We start from the raw sequence: 18175 nt of genomic DNA on the forward strand, positions 1-18175 counted from the left end.
ACTTTAATTGGAGTCAACCGATGATTTCTGAGATATTGATCGACTAGATAAGTTCTAGGATAAAAATCATTCGATACTAAACGTAGAAAGTACTACATAAACCAAAAAAAGAAGTTTTGATAAAACCTAGGTCCTGTGTGGGGGTGGAGGAAATTCGTCGTCAGCTGTGAAATATAGGAACGTAAGTACTACGTACTTGCGCAACTGGTCCTTGGTGGTGGCTACGCCACCGAACAACCATGGAAGCCACGACGATATTTCCGGAACCCCCACACAGGACCGGAAGTGAACATCCAACAAAAATATTACCTCAAAAAATTTGCGGCTCAAAAAATTCAACAACTAACTATCAAAAATTCCAGCAAGGAGGAAAAACCATGGAGATCCAACCTAAACAACTACAAACCCGCCTGGACAAAACACGGGAATCACCACTATTCTACAAAATATTCGCCCTCGTATCAGGTGGCATGATCTTGGATGCAGCCGACGTTTACATGGCTAGTGCTGTTGCTAGTTCAACCTTAAAAGACAACTGGTCGACGATCCAACAAAATTCTTATTTTCTATCTAGCGGATTTCTGGGCTTATTCATCGGTTCGGTCATCGCTGGCTTCATAGGTGACATTAAAGGCCGTCGGGTGGCTTATCAGATCAATTTAATATTATTCGGAACTTTTACTTTTTTAGGAGCATTTGCACCGAACATGGCTTTCTTGATTTTTTGCCGACTAATGGCCAGTATCGGGCTCGGCTCGGAGATCGTCACGGGATATTCGATGATCAACGAATTTGCACCGATCCACAATCGTGGTAAGTGGTGTGCAGCCACATCCTTGATTGCTAATTGTGGAGCACCGATCACGATGCTACTTTGCACCGCCATTATTCCTAATTACGGCTGGCGCCCAATGTTTTTTGTCATCGGTATCGTCGCTGCAATCCTTTGGTATTTAAGAAGAGACATTCCAGAATCACCTCGTTGGCTAATTGCCCACGGTCAGACGGAAAAAGCTCAAGAGATCATTGAACGTCTGGAAGTGAATGGAACTTCAAATTACGATCCTGCAAAAAACAAATCTCATGAAAAAGTTCATCCTTCCTTTGGCATCAGTCTATTCGTAGCCATCGTCGCCGTATCCGCAACCATCATTTGCCAATACACCTTTACATCTTGGGTACCAACCCTATTAGTTCAAAAAAATATCGACATCGGAAACTCCTTAGGACTATCGACTTTAATGATGTTAGGGGCACCGGTAGGATGCGCCATCGGAGCATACTTAGTCGATAAGATTGGCAGAAAAAAGACCATCGCACCAGCTTTCTTTTTAACAGCCGTCTTCGGCATGCTTTACGCCAGACAAGACAGCATGCAAGGAGTAGTAATAGTAGGCTTCCTACTAACAACCTGCTTCTACATCCTAATGGCCAGCGTAGTAGCAGTCTACGTAGCAGAACTATTCCCAACCAAAGTAAGATTTAGAGGCTCAGGAATAGCCAACGGAGTAGCCAAACTATTCACCGTAGCAATGCCAATAGCAGTAGCCTGGCTACTAACAGTAACCACCACCAACGTAATCTTCTGGATCATCAGCGGAATCGCATTATTCGCCGGTGCAGTTGTTTGGGTTTTTGGGGTGGAGACTAATCAAAAAGAGATAATTTGATAGAGCGTGGAAGGGGATGGTCAGCTGCTGAGGATTAACGCGTGTAGTCGCACAAGGTGCGGCGAAGCCGTGCCGCGACTACATGTGTTAACCGGAGGCCGCTATCCCCTGGAACGCGTTTCCACTATAAAACGGGCAACCGTATTCGCTAACCAAAAAATCAACCACACATCAAAATCTTTCCTCAAAAAACAAAATCCCGTATCCACAACAAAAAATATCACCGCTAAATACCACTCCAAACCACCTACAATTCCCCAACAATCTAAGTTAAACTAATCCTAACAACCAAAAATGAGGGGAAGGGGAACCCAAATGACTCAGATCCTAGTAATCCTAATAATCCTATTCGGAGCGTTCATCAGAACAGTCTTCGGCTTCGGCGACGCACTAGCAGCCATGCCGTTACTAGCGTTGATAGCTTTCGATACCCAATCAGCCACAGCACTGATCGGTATCACTAGCCTCTGTGTAGCGATACCAGCAACTATCGAGTATCGACACGACATCAACTGGAAAGTCGTCATCCACCTAGTTTTAGGATCGGTCTTAGGAATACCTATGGGGATAGCACTAGTAAAGTTTTCCAGTACACAAACGATTGCCCGAGTGTTAGGTGTTTTTTTGATCATCTACGGTGCCTACAACTTACTCAAGATCTTCCGTGGCAAAGCCACACGTTTAAGACTCCACTCACAGTGGTTTGATTACTTATTCGGTTGGGTCTCCGGAGTCTTAGGCAGTGCATACAATTCCCACGGGGTAGCGATTGCCGTTTACGGGACCTTAAAAAATTGGACCGCCAAAGAATTCCGTGGCATCCTACAAGCTCATTTCACTTTTACCGGTATCATCGTCGTTTCCAGTCAAATGGCATCCGGCTTTTGGAATCTGGAAGTTTTAAAATTGTTTTTAATATCATTACCATTTTTAGCAGTCGTCATTTGGCTATCGAATCTCGTGTCTGCGAAGATCAACACGGCGACACTCGTTAAATACGTCTACGGCATGTTGTTCTTGTTCGGAGTCATGCTGCTGATCAAAGCTTAATTATGAATAAAATTATCAAATATGCAGATAATTTTATTTTTTTTGCCAAAATGGACTATGCTAAAGGTGGTATTCCAAAAAATATTATTTATTGGAGGCTCTGTATGGAAAATTTGATAAAGATAGGTAAATCAGACGTAAAAAGTAAAAAAATTGGTCTCGGAACTAATAAAGTTGGAGGCCATAATATTTTTTCAGACTTAAAAGATGAAGATGGTTACGCCGTCGTCAAAGAGGCTCTCGCCAAGGGTATCACCACATTAGACACGGCTTACATGTATGGTAATGGTCGTTCTGAAGAAATTATTGGCGATGTCATCCAAGACTACGACCGTGACAATCTCGTTATTGCCACTAAAGCCGCGCAAAATCCGGCCAAAGATGGCAAGATCGACAACAGTCCCGAATTTTTGAAAAAAGCTGTTGATGACGCTTTGAAGCGTTTGAAGACGGATTATCTCGATATTTTTTATATTCATTTTCCAGATGAAGAAACGCCAAAGGACGAAGCAGTCAAAGCCTTGGACGACTTGAAAAAGGCCGGCAAGATCAAGGCTATCGGTGTTTCGAATTTTTCATTGGAGCAATTGAAGGAAGCCGACAAGGATGGCCTAGTTGATATCGTGGAAGACAATTACAGCTTAGTTCACCGCGATGCCGAAAAAACACTCTTTCCATATTTGAGAAAAAATGACATCTCATTCGTGCCATACTTCCCATTAGCATCAGGTTTGTTAACGGGTAAATATGGTGTGGCCGATGCGAAGAAATTTGATCAATTCAACCAAGCTCAATTCAGCGATATCATTGATGCTATCAAGGTCGTTCATAAGATAGCTAACAAATTAGATGCAACCATTGCTCAAGTTATGATCGCTTGGTACATGAAAAATCCTGACATCTCGATCGTGATCCCTGGTGCCAGAAAGGCTGCTCAAGTTGATCAAAATGCCAAGGCAATGGACTTGGAGTTACGGAACAGTGACTACCACGCAATCGACGAAGCTTTTTCAGAATTTGCTGAATAAGTAGATGAAGTGAAAGAAGGAATTTTAATGGCTAAAAAAGTAGTAATTTTTGGAGCAAACGGATTTGTAGGTGGCGAATTTGCTAAACAATTTGTTGAAAAAGGTGACTCAGTCATCAGTATTTCGAGAACGGGTGAGCCATTAGGCAATGAAAGCTGGTATGACAAAGTTGACTGGAAAGTCGGCAATGCCTTGTCAACAGGTTTTTGGACGAACTATTTGAAAGATGTCGACGTTGTGATCGACACGATCGGTGAATATCAAGAAGACACGAATGAAAACTTGACCTTCGAAAAGGTCAACTATCAAAGTGCCGTCAACATCGCCGATGCCGTCGAAAAGAATAATATCCCCGTGATGGCATACATTTCTGCTGACGATATTCCTGGCGCCAATAAGCGTTACATTTCAACCAAACGTGACGCTGAAAATGACCTCAACGGCAGAAAGTTCAGAACTGTCATTGCTAGACCTGCATATATGACAACAGCTGACGACGTGGTCGACAGCAATGAAGCTCATCACAGCTTACCAGTGAACATGGTCGTTTCCGCCGTCATCGGAGCCATCGAAAACGAAAAAAGCAATAAGACTTTGAGTGTGAGCGATATCGATAAATTCAATAACGTCAACGCATAAAAATGATTTTAAAAAAGGTGTTATCTCAATTAAATTCGAGATAGCACCTTTTTACTTGGAAAAAGACAGATTCTATTTGATTTTAGATTTAGCTTCAGTCATAATACATATAAAAACTAGATAGATGACGTTATTTGTTCGGAAATATCGCAATAAAATATTAATAACACAAAATTACTAACAAATATCAATCAAATATCGAACAAAGTGGAGACGAAGATGACTTCTGTTAAATTTTTGAATGGATCTCATGATATCGAAGGGAATATTGTCGCTTTTTACACGTTGACCTCACGGGTGATCGTGGATTTTGGGATGGTCGGTGGATTTAAAGAAGACCGAGTCGAGAAGTTGATCAACTCACATTTGCTGCCAAATTTGCCGGACCTGTTCTTGAACCAAGCATCGGAATTTCAACATCAAGCAATCATTTTGACCCAAGTCAATGTCGACAATTTAATGGCAGCGGTCTATTTAAATTCGTCGATCGAAATTTACGTCTCCGAAAAAGGCTATCGCTTATATTTATCCTTGCTGCACAACGGTTTGATCCAACCGATTGAGGCTAATATTCGCGTGATGCCACACGAATTGGAAGTCGGAGATCTGTTGGTCCGTGGATTTGAGAGTGACTGCGGGGTGATGGGAAGTCAATCATTGTTGATCAACGACGGTCAGCATTACTTTGGCGTTTCTGGTGACGTGCGCGTCAATGGACCACACAAAGATAAGGTCTATCATTGGATCCGCAAGTTCCGCAAGCAGGATTTAGATTTGTTTTTATTCGATTCAACCGCTTATTCGTTTTCTAAAGACTGCGATTTATTCAGTACCGACGAATTCGCGCTCCAGCATCAATTTTCCGATTTGATCGTACAAAGACGTGACCTGATCGTGATCAATGTTGATCCTTCAAACGTCGATCGACTCAAGTCCATCTGCAAAAAGAGCCATCACTACGGACGAAAAGTCGTGCTAGAACAAGCTTATGCCAACGTCTTACACGAGTTTTTCCCCAAGATCGACATTTGTGTGTTGAAAGAATCGATCACCAACAAAAAGACGACCCCAACTGAACTTGAGGTCGTCTCCTTAGATGATATTAAGCAGCATTCACGTGGCTTCGTCTTGCAAAATAGTTTTGACAATATCGGCTTTTTAAAAAAGCTGAAACCAGGTATTTACTTGCATAGTAACGGTTTTCCTAATATTAGTTTGAATCGTGACTTTGAGTATTTGCGCGAAAAGCTGCATCAATTTAAGTTTCAATATTTAGAATTTTGTGCCAGTGGCCACGCCTCAATCCAGGACGTCAACTTCCTAGTCGAAGCGGTCAACGCCCAAAAGACGGTGCCGTGGCATTCTTATCATCCGGAGCTGGCTGTTAAAGCGATGAAGGATCTTCAGATGAAATTCGTGGTGCCTGATAGTAGTAAAAAACTGCTTTTTGAATGATTATTCTTTGATCGGCTTGTGACGATTGATGACAATACCGGTGATCACTAAGATGATCGAGAAGCCAGTCAACATGAACATGGTGATCGTCCAAGTCTGGCTGATGTCGTTGATGAATCCAAATAATACTGGGCCAAAAGCTGCTAATAAGTAACCAGCTGACTGAGCCATTCCGGAAACTTCAGCCGTTTGATAAGGATTAGTCGTCTTATTAGTGAAGTAATAAATTGCTTCATTGAAGGCGATACCTGAACCAAACCCAGTTAAGGCAGCGAAGACTACTAAGATCCAAGTTGTCTTGATGTCTAGCAGTAACATCAAAGGTCCGAAGACGTAGCCGATGATCAAGAAGGTATTCAAGAAACGGCGACCGTTGACCTTTGAAGCATACATCGGCACGATGAATGAACAAGGAAGACCGGCAATTTGGAGCACGGTCAAAATGTTACTAGCAGTGACATTTGCGACACCATGGCTGACTAGTAAAGCAGGTGTCCAGGTTAAGAGTGAATAATAAACGAGTGATTGTAAGCCGAAGTAAACGGTGATGAACCAACCGACTGGTTGATTCCAAACTGTTCGATAGTTCGGCTTTTTTGTTTCGTCTTCGACTTTGTCGATGGTGTTGGATTTTAAATTCGGGATCCAGAAAAGCAGGGCCACGACGGCTAAGGCTGACAAGATGGCTAAGGTAGCACTCAGACTGATGTGTGAGATGAAAATACCTGATAAGGCGGTACCGATGGCACCGATAGTCAACATTGCTCCTGTGTAAAGACCTGATCCTAGTGGGATCTTGGTTGGTAGGTGGTCTTTGATCATGGCAGGTACTAGGACGTTACCACTGTCGATACCGATACCGACTAGAGTCGTTCCTAAGAACAAAGCCCAGACGGTCGGAATGATCCGGAGGTAACTTCCGGCAATCAGGATAATAAAGAAGACGAAAACGGTCAATTCATTTCCTAATTTTTTGGCGATTTTTACGATTATTGGTGAGAAGATGGCGAAAGCTATTAGTGGGATCGATGTGATCAAACCCATTAGTGAGCTTGGTACGCCTAGGTCTTTCTCGATGGTTTTTAGTAGTGGTGGTATGATCGTGATTGGTAAACGTAAGTTAGCTGCGATCAGCATCATGCTGATCAAGAACCAACTTTGATTCTTATTTTTCAAAACTTGCTCCCCCTCGAGTCGATGATTTCATTATATGATAAAAATGATAAACACAAAAGTGTTGTTGTTTGTATGGGGATTAGAGTAGACAGCGGTGGTTTGATTGGTGCTGGTGTGCTAGAGGTGAGAGAGTTTTTGGCTGAAGAGTTGCGTTTTGTTTGTGGTGGCGTTTGTGATTTTAGGTGTTTTGGGGTTGGTGGTAGTAGTTTGGTGAGGTGGTTCACTGCCGACTCCGGGGCCCGGGGATACAGACGCTGGAACGCACCTGACGCGATTTTGAGCTACCCGAGGAGACCACTCGGGCATCTCAAAACTCGGTCTTATTCTAAGCGATAAATCGCTAAGAATAATTTAGGTGCTGAGGTCTGTATCCCCGGGCCCCTCCGTCTAGGGAGTACCACAATCCTTCTTTTTTTGGTTAGGACCGAGTTTTTTTGATCAAGTTGGCACCGTGCGCGCGTCCTAGGTTTTGTGGTCTATCTCAGTTTCTATGTTTGTTGGAAAGGTCAAAAGCCAAAATCAAAAGCCAAAATCAATAGCTTAAATTCAAAAGCTTAAATTCAAAAGTTTAAGTTCAAAATCACCAGTTCAAAATCTCAAGTGTAAGACCTTAAGTTCTTAAGATTAAATTCAAGGGCTTTTGTTTTGTGGGACCGAAATTTTGTTTGGGTTCTATTTTTTTTGCTTTAAATCGGCTAGACTATTGTTAATAGGTAATCGAGGTAATTTTATGGATGACGTTAAGGATATTAATATTACGACAGCTGAATGGAAGATTATGCGAGTTATTTGGACTTTGGGGTCGGCTACTTCTCGGGAATTGATCGATATTTTGGGGGAGTCTATGGATTGGAAGCCTGCTACTATTAAGACTTTGTTGCGCCGTTTGGTCGATAAGAATATTATTGCTACTCGAAAGCAGGGGAATAAGTTTATTTATACTGCCAAGATGCCGGAGACTGATACTATTGAAATTACTACTAAACAATTTTTTGATCAGTTGTGTGCACGGAAGGTTGGCACTGCTATTGCTTCGCTGATTGATGAATCTGAGTTGACCGCTGAAGATATTGAAAAAATCAAATCGGCATTGGATAAAAACAGCCGGTTAAGGAAATTGAGTGTAATTGTTTGCCGGATAATTGTAGTTGTTAAAAAAAGGACCCGCATATAGCGAGTCCTTTTTAAATGAAATACCGTACAACCGCCAGTGAGATAACACCGACGATGACGATTACTAGTAAGCTTTTTGAAATTATGGCACTGATGACGGTTGGTAGTGAAGCTATTAAATTGGGATAGTCAATGGTTGGTAGGTGGCCTAGGTGTTGGTGGAATAAGTTTTCGAACCAAAGGGCTGACATGATCACTATTGGGACGAAGCTTAGGAACTCGACTACTTTTGGTGATAGTTTTACTTTTCGTAGGATCCAGAAGGGTAGGATCCTGGAGAGCCAGGTCACTAAACCACAGCCGACTACGGTTAAGAGTACGAAATTAAAAGAAACCATGTTTTAGTATCACCCCTATCAAGCAAGCAACGATGGTAACTACTAGGATCAATAAGTTGCTTGGGATAAAAATTAGACCGATGTACATTAAGACTAAGACGATACCGATCATGATCAGTTGTAAGTTGAAGTTTAGCGATTTGTCACTGATCAATTGTAAGTATAATAGTCCGATGAACATGGCGACTAAGGCAAAGTCTAAGCCCCATTTTTCAGGGTCACCGATCAAATTGCCGATCAGTGCGCCGATCAAGGTGTCGATGGCCCAAGTTGCGTAGGCTAACAAATTGGCAGTGTTGAACCATTCAAAACTTAATCTGCCTTTGGTGTAGTTCAATTTGCTCATGCTTAAAGCGAAGCTTTCGTCTGTTAGCCAGGTGCCGACGAGAATGTTTTTTAACAATGATTCGTCTTTGAAGTAACGAGCCACTGTGGTGCTCATCAAGATCATCCGCGAGTTGACTAAGAAAACGGAGAAGATGATGGTGATCAAGGGGGCATGGGCTGCTAGTAATCCGACCATGACAAACTGGGCCGATCCGGCGTAAGTTATCAAGGATGTCAGTAAGACTTCTAGCGTCGATAAGCCCGAAGCTTTGCCGACAACACCGAAGGCGATACCGATTCCTAAGTAGCCGAAGACGGTTGGTAGCGTGTCTTTGATGGCAGTTTTGGTGTCTAATGTATCGTCCAATTTTATCCCCCCTCGTTTGAATGATTTATCTTAAAATATTAGTCATTTGATTAAAAAAAGTCAAATTTAAATAGAATGTTTTTTCAAGAAAAAAAGCCTTAGTACCCAAAATGATTTTTGTCATTTGCTGGATATTAAGGCTTTTTATCGATGATTAAAATTTTTTATAATTCTTTTGTCTTAAGTTACTGATCGATAACATTGCAATCAAACTGATGATGTACAAAGTTGAGATGAAGATCATTACGGTCATGACGTTGTGATTGTCGAGGATCCAGCCGATCACTAAACTGGAGAATCCACCGATACAACGACCGGTGTTCATGATGACGTTGTTGGCTGTGGCTCTGATCTCGGTCGGATAAAGGTGGCTGACGACGGCTCCGTAACCTGCAAACATTCCGTTTGAGAAGTAGCCAACAACTGCACCAACGACGATCAATGATGCCATGTTAGTTGGTAAGGTTAAAACGTAAACGCCGATGGCTGAAAATACTAAGAAGATTCCAAAGGCTAGACGTGGTCCTAATTTATCGAGGATCATTCCGAAGGTAAACATTCCGGCACACATTCCTAAGATAGTTGCGATCATCCAAGTTGAGCTAGATACGGTCAAGTTGAGTTGTTTTTGCATGATCGTAGGTAACCAGTTCATTAAACCGAAGTAACCGGCGATCTGAACAATTGCCATGATCATTAAAGCAAACGTTTGATAAGCAATCTTAGGTGTTTCAAATAGTTCTTTGATACTGCCATTTTTTTCTTTAGAGGACTTGATGAAACTGTCACTTTCTTTTAAGTGACGACGAATGAAGAAGATGATGAAAACAGGGATGACACCGAATAAGAAGAGTGCGTGCCAACCGAGTGTTGGGATGATCAAGGCAGCTAAGACGGTAGCCACGATAGCTCCGACTTGGCCAGCCATGCCGACCCAAGATGAAATACGTCCTAATTTGCTCTTAGAGAAGCTTTCGGCAAGGACGGTCATTCCGATACCGTACTCACCACCGCCACCGATACCGGCTAGGAAACGGCAAATGTAGACGGTTGTTAAGTTGTTAGCGAAGTACATAGCACCTGTCGCTACGGCAAAAATGAAAATTGTGTAGGTGAAGGTTTTGATACGACCGATTCGATCGGCTAAAATTCCAAAAAAAATACCACCTATTAACATACCAATGTTAGTAATTGTCGAGATCATTCCCGCTTGCGTTCCGGTTAGTCCAAGTTGGGCGATGATGGAAGATAGGGCAAATGATAAGAACATTATGTCCATGTTTTCCAAGCCAAAGCCGGCTGTGGTGGAAGCGACTACTTTTTTCTGGTAGCTATCTAGATGGTTTGATTGTGGTTCTGCTGCTAGTTTCATTAAATTGTCCCCCAAAATTGATGCTCACGGGCATCGTTTATTTTGATTCTTCAATTATGTTAGCAGATGGTGGAGGGAGTTTCAATGAAATTGTGAATGATTTTACTTTTGGAGGCGCTTGTTTTGATGTGAGAGGAATGAAGCGGACAGTAGCGTTTTTTGTTTGATGTGTTTGGTGATTTTTGATGGTTTGTGAATGAGGTAGTAGTTTGTGTTGGTGGTTCACTGCCGACTCCGGGGCCCGGGATACACACACTGGAACGCTGCCGGCATCGATTGGAGCTATCCGGGAAGTTCACCCGGACATCTCCAATACGAGCCTTCCTCTAAGCTCCTTCGTCGCAAAGAGGAATCTGGCGGCTGAGGTGTGTATCCCGGGCCCCTCCGTCTAGGGTAGGCATCAAACTCTTTTTTTGAGTTGGGGAATAGGTGCTTCCTGGTTTTATGCGCAAGATTTGGTTTGTTTGCGCTCCTGGCTTCCTTGCTGTGCGCGGGACTTCGCTCCGCTTATTTTTCTTCCTGACGATGTTTGCTGCCACGACTGTTTCTTTGAGATTCGTTTTCTTCTCTCGGGCTGTCGCTTTGCTCCCGCCTTGTCCTTGATGTTGCTCTCGTTGCTTTTTTTTCGTTGGTTCTGGCTGTCGCTTTGCTCCCGCCTTTTCCTTGGTATTGCTCTCGTTGTTTTTTTCTCGTTGGTTCTGACTGTTATTTTTTGCTCCTGCCTTTCTTACTTTTCTTATTTTCGGAACTATTCTCTTTGAGTTCGGAATTATAGTAGAATATACGTATTACTTGTATATCGGGGTATTTTTATGAACGGTGAGGATCAACTTTTACGGTCGGATATTATTGATCGGAATGTTCGGCAGAGTCTTAATCTTAGTTGGATCAACTTTGCTGTGCTGTTTTGTGCGGTTATTATTGCCTGTGTTGGGCTTAATATGGATTCGGTGGCGGTTATTATTGGTGCTATGCTGATTTCGCCGATTATGGATCCGATTATTGGTATGGGTTATGGTGTTGCGGTTCGTGATTCTTCTATGTTGAAAAAGGCTGTTGTGGTGTTTTTGATCGAAATTGTGGTTGGGTTGATTGCTGCTACGATTTATTTTGCTTTGTCGCCGATCAAAGATGCTAGTGAACAGCTTTTGGCTCGGACTCAGCCTGCTATTTGGGACGTTTTGATAGCCTTTTTTGGTGGCTTTGCCGGTATTATTGGTTCTGCTAAGAAGGAGCCGGGGAATATTTTGCCTGGTGTGGCTATCGCTACGGCTTTGATTCCACCGCTTTCTACTGTTGGATACGGGCTCAGTCAGTTTAAATGGTCGATCGTCTTTAGCGCTGGATATTTATTCTTGATCAATTCTTTCTTCATTGCGCTAGCCACGATGATCGGGACCTTGATTTTTAACTTTAGAAAAAATCGGGCTTCCGGTATTCCTTTGAAAAATCAGATGATGATCATCGTTGCTGCTATTATCATCACGATCCCCAGTTTGATCTCGGCTTCGACTTTGGTCAAACAGACGTATAATGACACTCAGCTGACGAATTTTATTTCCAAAGAGATGCCAGATCAATACGTGGTCGATAAATCGTTTGATAACAATAAGATCAAGTTAGTCGTAATGGGTCAAAATATTACTAATTCTGAGCTCAAACAGTTGGATAAAAAATTGGACGGCTACCAACTTGGTGGCTACAAGCTGCAACTTAATCAGCTTTCCAAGGGTAATTATTTGAGTGTGAACGACTTTAAACAATACGTTGCCCATGAAAAAAATGGTACTACCCAACAAACTACTAGCTCGGATGATCAATCAGAATTACTTTCATTTAAGAAAAAAATTACAGAGAAGTACCCTGATACGATTGAAAAAGTTTATATCGGTGAACTTGCCCAAAAGAATAAGACTGGAAAAGCTTTGATCTTGGTCCAATGGAAGCAAGATCAAGCCACAACAGAAAATGAGCAAGTAGTTAGTGACTTTGTTAAGAGCGAGGCTAAGAAACAAGATTTAGAGTATACATTGCATTTTACTGAAGATTAACGATGGAAGAGTTTCCTCATCAAAGTGAGTGAGACTCTTTTTTGTTACAATAAAGATAATTATCAAATCGAGGAGCAAACACAAACATGAATAACGAAATCAAATTCATCATGAGTGAACTAGAATTGATTTACGACTATTACCAAGACAACTTCAGTCTAAAACGGATCAAGACGTACATTCTAAGTATGCCCGAGGGAACTAAAATAACCAAAGTAGAGACAGGAAATGTCCCGATGTACGGCCAAGATTTGCCACTACCAATAGCCAAATTTAATGACGACAGTGATTCGATAGGCTTGCTACAAGTAACACACACAATGATCAAAGATAGGGGAGTAGAAATCTTCGCCCAAGATTCAAAAAGAGTCCAAGACTTAGTAAATCGCCTAATCGAATTGATCCAACCAGAAAAATAAGATACTAAAAAAACAGCCAAGAAACAGGCTGTTTTTTCTTGCTCAAAATTTGAGTTGTGGACTGTGTTTACAGATCCATCACGATGCAATGCTCATAAATGCAAAACTAGTCATCCATTCAAGTGGGAGAGATATTCAATTACAACAGAATTCTTTTAACGTCTGATTGAATCAAATACCAAACGATGATAACCACTAAATAACATCAACAAGATAGAACAGAAAATAAAAATCGTAAGACACAATACAAATTAAATACGCAAATCTAATCAAAACAGTTTTGCCCAACATAAATAAGTACCGTATCCCCACCCAAATCTGATGATTATACTACCTTAGGTTCTGCGGAGGGTGGAAGGAATTCGCTGTCAGCCATGAAATTTCACTTGGCAATTTATTGCCTAGTGAAAGGCCCAGCTGTGAGATGTCCGGGCGAACTTCCCGGATAGCTCAGAGTGGTGCCCATGGCGTTCCACAGCGCAATTCCTGGAACCCTCCGCAGAACCGGCAATAAAACCCCAAACAAAAAAAGCAACCACTATAAAAGTAGTTGCTCATTAAATCAATTATTTATTATCATCAGAAGCCTTAGCCGCTTCTTCCAGCTTCTTATCTTCTTTTCTATTTCTAAACAAGAAGACCAAAGCAGGTAGAACAGTCAAAGCACTGATCAATGAGTAAGCCGTATCAAGCACAGTGATCAAACCGAATGAACGCAATACAGGGAAACTTGCGAACATGATAGCTGAGAAACCACCGATAACAGTTAATCCAGAAACTGTAATAGCTTGTCCAACTTTAGCCACCGCATCGATAATAGCTTTTTCACGGGTGACTTTATTGAGTCGCTCTTCTCGATACCGCTCAAGGATCAAGATCGTAAACTCAGTACCAATACCTAGAACTAATGAACTTAGGGCGATTGTAACTGGGTTGTATGATGTGTGCATTAACCAAAGTGTTAATGGTGAAAGTCCAAGAACTACCAAGATAGGTAGGACAGGGTAAATAGCTAGACGGAATTCACGATATACTAACAACAATACGATGAAGATGATTGCCAATCCGGCAAACATGATCAAGTTATGGTTAGATGTAACGTTGTTGACACCGATAAGCATCATAACTGTTAATCCGGCTGGTGAGATCGATAGTCCGTCATGTGTACCACCGATATCATCAGAAATCTTGTCCATCAATTTTTGTTGATCCTTAGTTGATAGATTTTGATTGATCTTGAATTGGATCGTGGCGTAATTCTTGTTGTCACTAATTACAGATTGCTTGAGTGGCTTAGGAATGTTGTTGACACCAGCATTCATTGCTGATTGACTAGCATTCATGTCGCCACCTAGTTGTTTGTAAGTAGATGAAAGACTAGTTACACCAGTAATATCTTTGTGCTTGTTTTGTTCTTGCTTACCAAGCTTATCGATACGTTTCATCGAATCGGCGTTTCTAACGTCGTCACCTTTAACAAGGTAATCGATGTAAACTGTCGAACCAACTTTCTTTTGCAAGTACTTAGTATTTTGCAATTCACTCATGTCTTGAGGAATCATCTTCATGATATCTGTTTCAGTGTTGATATTGTGTTCAACAGCGAAACCTAAACCACCAAGAACGATGGCAATTGCAAAAATCCAACCAGCATGTCTTGTGATGAAGGTTGCGTAACTACGTAGCCATCCTGAAAGACGTGTTGAGTCGTTTCCGTTGCTCTTCTTTTTACGTGCTTCGTTCTTTTCAACGAACTTAGCGTGGGCCTTCTCTGACTTGTCAGCCAAAGTAAAGGTACTGAACATCATGAAGAACTCAACGACATATGCACAGAAGACACCAAGTGCTAGTGTGATACCGAATTGTTGCATCATAGGTGCTTTTGACAAGAACATTGTCAAGAAACTGAAGATCATAACGATAACAGCAATACCTACGGCAGGTCCCATCTTAGCAACTGAAAGCTTGATGGCACCTTCGGAATCTTCTGAGGTTCGATATTCATCTTCGTAACGGTTTTGGAACTGAACACCGAAGTCGGTACCCAGACCAATGATGATAGGTAGTGTAGCCATTGTAGCCAAGGTGATAGGTAAGTTGAACCAACCCATGGCACCGAATGTCCAGATCATACCGATTAAAACGTAAAGTAGTGGTAAGATTCTTCTTCTTACTGGGAAAATCAAAGCTAGAATGATGATCATGATAATTACGGCGATCACAACCATGACAGCCATATTTTGGATAACAACATTCTTAACTTGACCGATAACTACTGGAGTACCGGCACTTCTAACTTTAACTTTGCTGCTAAAGCCAGCATCTTTGATAGCTTTATGAACATCATTCATTAACTTAACGTTGGTGTTCATGTCGGTCGTACTCTTAGTGTTGACCATTAAGATGGTATGTTTACCATTCTTAGGTAATAATTGCGAAATTGCTGATGGAACTTTACCGTTGTCGCTAAGTAAAATGTCACGCAATAAAGCGTTAGACATGTTTTGAACCTTAGGGATCATAGGTAAAACAGCGGCAGTGAGAGCTTGCTTTTGTTGATCGTTAAGCAAGGTCAAAGTATAATTTTGTACTTGTTGCTTTTGTTGATCAGTCAACATACTCATCAATTGACTTGATTGTTGGCTAGTCATTTCTGCTGCGGCAGCTTGTTGTTGAGCAGCAGGCATTTGTGCAATTTGTGCTTGCGCTTGTTGTTGAGCTGCAGCAACTTGTTGTTTCTGTTCGTCCGTTAAAACAGAACCTGTCACATAAGATTGAACTTGTGCTTGTTGTTCTGTCGTCAAACCACTTTGGATCTTAGTAGTAAGTTCGTTCTTTTGAGCTGTAGTCAAATTAGCCATTAAGTCTTTTTCAGCCTTAGGTGTCAAGTTGAGATTTAATCCTGACATGTTTTTAGCGGCTGAAGGATTCTTAGCGATTTGTTCGAGCTCGTCGTTTAACAAGTTAACGATATTCGTTGTTGAACGAACGTTGTCATTCTTGCTAAGCTTTTTATCAAGCTTATTAAGCTTCTTCATGTTTGATTGTGATAAAACATCATCTTGTTTACCACTAACCATGACATAAACTGAATCACCACCAAAGTTCTTTTGGTAAGTATTGGTATCTTTGTATGGCTTCGAATTCGAGTTGACAAAGACATCATTACTGAACTTCATTTGGATCCTCGGTAAACCAAATGCAAGAACAATGGTCAATACTGCAATAATACCGATCCACATTTTAGCGTGCTGGTGGATGCTATTACTGAGCATATTGAAAAATTTTTCCATAATATTCTCTTCCCTCCAAATTATCTCATGTCGAATAGTTTAACATTAATTTACTGGTTTTTAAGCCACAAAAAGAGGCAGTCCTCTTAAAATAAGACAACTACCTCATTTTGTATCATTTTTCGACCCATTTTCTGAAAAAATCGTCCGTAAATGACGTAAATTCTTCCTTAGGGATCTTAAAATCATTATCTTCCAAATACTCAACAACACCGACTAAGGCACCGACAATCAAACTGATCATTAGCTCGGGAGTTTCAGAATCCCGGATCATAACGATCAAAGGATCATCATCGGTATTTTCGGCTTTTTGCCATTTACGAGTCACAATATCCTTTAAAATTAATCTAAATTCTGGATAAAGATTGGCGCGTGTTTGATATTGTGGGGAAACGTGGCGCATGAACTCGTTATTTTTGCCGATAAAGTCGGCGATTTGCGTAATGATCGTCTCGGTCGAATTAGCTTCGGCCAGCAAGTCGTCGAGTAAATATTCGAAGACAGCATTGAGGAGCGAGAACTTATCATTGAAGTAACGATAAAAGGTACTGTGATTGATCTGTGCTTCAGCAGAAATATCGCCGACAGTGATCTTGTCGAACGGCTTTTTTTCTAAAAGTGAAATCATTGCAGTTACTATGGCGTTTCTAGTTCTCTCCGTTACTTGTGACATAAGTTTCTCCCCTTAATTAAAATACTTTGATATCTTCGTATCTGGTCATTAATACGTTAAAATCGTAATCTTTGAGTTGATCAATGCTCTTTTCTCCATTGAAAAAGGCGGTCAAGCTATCAGCGAGCATTAAGTTTAATGGTGGTTCTTGATCGAAGCGAACTCCGATCACAGGAACATTGTTGGCAAAGGCGTAGCCACATTCCCAAGCAGTTCCTGAATCTGGTTCACTAAGCTTTTCTTCAAGCTTGTAGTCTAATTCGGCGACGACAATGTCTGAGATGTTGATGTTGTTGATGTCGTGTTTGAAAACGGCTGTTTGCCATTCGAACGAACCAAACTCTGCATCTGTGTATTCGTCTTTTCCGGGACGGAAAATATCGCCGATCGTGTCATTTTGTTCTAGAAGTTGTTGGATCTTATCTAGACGCTCTTTTTGTTGGTCGCTGAAGAAGGGACCAGCTAAATAAACTCGGTTAAGTTTCGTCATTTTTATTCTCCTTTTTTGGCACACTTTTATTATACGCAAAAAGCTGCCTTAGAGTGTAATATTAAGGGAATGTTACAGGGATGTTTTTGTCTGTTTAAATTGTATGCTGGGTGGTTTTATTTATGTTTATCGCGTGATATAACATATGTAGTTAATCGCGTGGAGGCGTTTTGTTATGGTAGATAAGAGATGTGTTATGCCTAAGGGTAAGGCTGTATATAAGAATAAGAAGAAGATAAATTATTTGGCTGTTGTCGGGATTTTGTTTGCTTTTTTGATTTTTGTGTTTTAATTTTGGGTTAGCTGTCGGGGGACGGCTATTTTTTTTGCTTTTTTTCGATTGAGTGTGAGAGCTTGATGGTGGTGGGAGCCTTGAGGTGTGAGAGTTTTTAGCAGACGAGAAGCGTTTTGCTTGTGGTGGCGTTTGTGATTTTAGGTGTGTTTGGGGTTGAGGTAATAGTTTGGTGGGTGGTTCACTGCCGACTCCGGGGCCCGGGGATACAGACGCTGGAACGTGGTGGGCTGCTACAATTGTTTTAACCGGAAGAATGATAAACAAGAACGAGTCCGGGAGACGATAACAATGAGTAAGAAAAATAAGAAGACCCCTTTCGAAATTAAGAGAAAGGCAGTGGAACGTGTATTCAATGGAGA

At 41.4% G+C, this 18175-nt stretch carries 15 protein-coding genes; 8 read left to right on the plus strand and 7 right to left on the minus strand.

The window, feature by feature from the left end; all coding sequences use genetic code 11:
- Positions 1 to 377 precede the first annotated feature (377 nt).
- From EKM69_RS09015 to EKM69_RS09035, 5 genes are all read left to right on the plus strand, one after another.
- Positions 378 to 1670 (plus strand): MFS transporter, encoded by a 1293-nt coding sequence (locus EKM69_RS09015; RefSeq protein ID WP_125710339.1) that lies wholly within the window; start codon positions 378 to 380, stop codon positions 1668 to 1670.
- A 315-nt stretch (positions 1671 to 1985) separates the two neighbouring features.
- Positions 1986 to 2720, plus strand: a complete 735-nt coding sequence (locus EKM69_RS09020; protein WP_125710341.1) for a sulfite exporter TauE/SafE family protein — start codon at positions 1986 to 1988, stop codon at positions 2718 to 2720.
- A 104-nt stretch (positions 2721 to 2824) separates the two neighbouring features.
- A complete protein-coding gene (locus tag EKM69_RS09025) occupies positions 2825 to 3748 on the plus strand; it encodes an aldo/keto reductase (RefSeq protein WP_125710344.1) in 924 nt (307 codons plus the stop codon).
- 27 nt (positions 3749 to 3775) lie between these two features.
- Positions 3776 to 4387: an NAD(P)H-binding protein gene (locus tag EKM69_RS09030; RefSeq protein WP_125710346.1), complete on the plus strand. Its 612-nt coding sequence runs from the start codon at positions 3776 to 3778 to the stop codon at positions 4385 to 4387.
- 219 nt (positions 4388 to 4606) lie between these two features.
- Positions 4607 to 5842 (plus strand): MBL fold metallo-hydrolase, encoded by a 1236-nt coding sequence (locus tag EKM69_RS09035; RefSeq protein WP_125710348.1) that lies wholly within the window; start codon positions 4607 to 4609, stop codon positions 5840 to 5842.
- Here the strand turns inward: EKM69_RS09035 and EKM69_RS09040 are convergent, their stop codons facing one another.
- Positions 5843 to 7018, minus strand: a complete 1176-nt coding sequence (locus EKM69_RS09040; protein WP_125710350.1) for a CynX/NimT family MFS transporter — start codon at positions 7016 to 7018, stop codon at positions 5843 to 5845.
- 730 nt (positions 7019 to 7748) lie between these two features.
- On the opposite strand from EKM69_RS09040, the gene EKM69_RS09045 reads away from it, so the two are divergent.
- Positions 7749 to 8192: a CopY/TcrY family copper transport repressor gene (locus tag EKM69_RS09045; RefSeq protein ID WP_225423877.1), complete on the plus strand. Its 444-nt coding sequence runs from the start codon at positions 7749 to 7751 to the stop codon at positions 8190 to 8192.
- A gap of 10 nt (positions 8193 to 8202) precedes the next feature.
- Here the strand turns inward: EKM69_RS09045 and EKM69_RS09050 are convergent, their stop codons facing one another.
- The 3 genes from EKM69_RS09050 to EKM69_RS09060 all read right to left on the minus strand — a co-directional run bounded on the left by EKM69_RS09050 (position 8203) and on the right by EKM69_RS09060 (position 10595).
- Positions 8203 to 8529, minus strand: coding sequence for an AzlD domain-containing protein (locus EKM69_RS09050; protein ID WP_125710352.1), 327 nt, complete (start codon positions 8527 to 8529; stop codon positions 8203 to 8205).
- Complete coding sequence (locus EKM69_RS09055) at positions 8516 to 9223, minus strand: AzlC family ABC transporter permease (protein ID WP_125710354.1); 708 nt, start codon at positions 9221 to 9223, stop codon at positions 8516 to 8518. Before EKM69_RS09055 ends, EKM69_RS09050 begins: the two co-directional genes overlap by 14 nt.
- Positions 9224 to 9377: 154 nt before the next feature.
- Positions 9378 to 10595 carry an MFS transporter gene (locus EKM69_RS09060; protein ID WP_125710356.1) on the minus strand — a complete coding sequence of 406 codons (1218 nt, stop codon included), beginning with the start codon at positions 10593 to 10595 and terminating at the stop codon, positions 9378 to 9380.
- 812 nt (positions 10596 to 11407) lie between these two features.
- Between EKM69_RS09060 and EKM69_RS09065 the strand changes: the two genes are divergently transcribed.
- Positions 11408 to 12646, plus strand: a complete 1239-nt coding sequence (locus EKM69_RS09065; RefSeq protein WP_125710358.1) for a DUF389 domain-containing protein — start codon at positions 11408 to 11410, stop codon at positions 12644 to 12646.
- 86 nt (positions 12647 to 12732) lie between these two features.
- Positions 12733 to 13065 (plus strand): hypothetical protein, encoded by a 333-nt coding sequence (locus EKM69_RS09070; RefSeq protein WP_125710360.1) that lies wholly within the window; start codon positions 12733 to 12735, stop codon positions 13063 to 13065.
- A 566-nt stretch (positions 13066 to 13631) separates the two neighbouring features.
- Here EKM69_RS09070 and EKM69_RS09075 read toward each other — a convergent pair.
- The 3 genes from EKM69_RS09075 to EKM69_RS09085 form a co-directional block, all read right to left on the minus strand.
- On the minus strand, positions 13632 to 16358 hold the full coding sequence (locus EKM69_RS09075; protein WP_125710362.1) for an efflux RND transporter permease subunit: 2727 nt from the start codon (positions 16356 to 16358) through the stop codon (positions 13632 to 13634).
- 115 nt (positions 16359 to 16473) lie between these two features.
- Entirely contained in the window at positions 16474 to 17031 is a 558-nt protein-coding gene (locus EKM69_RS09080; RefSeq protein WP_125710364.1) for a TetR/AcrR family transcriptional regulator, read from the minus strand.
- A 16-nt stretch (positions 17032 to 17047) separates the two neighbouring features.
- A complete protein-coding gene (locus tag EKM69_RS09085; RefSeq protein ID WP_125710366.1) occupies positions 17048 to 17521 on the minus strand; it encodes a nucleoside 2-deoxyribosyltransferase in 474 nt (157 codons plus the stop codon).
- Between the last annotated feature and the right edge of the window lie 654 nt (positions 17522 to 18175).

It is taken from the genome of Companilactobacillus zhongbaensis (genome assembly GCF_003946515.1).
Classification (GTDB): Bacteria; Bacillota; Bacilli; order Lactobacillales; family Lactobacillaceae; genus Companilactobacillus; species Companilactobacillus zhongbaensis.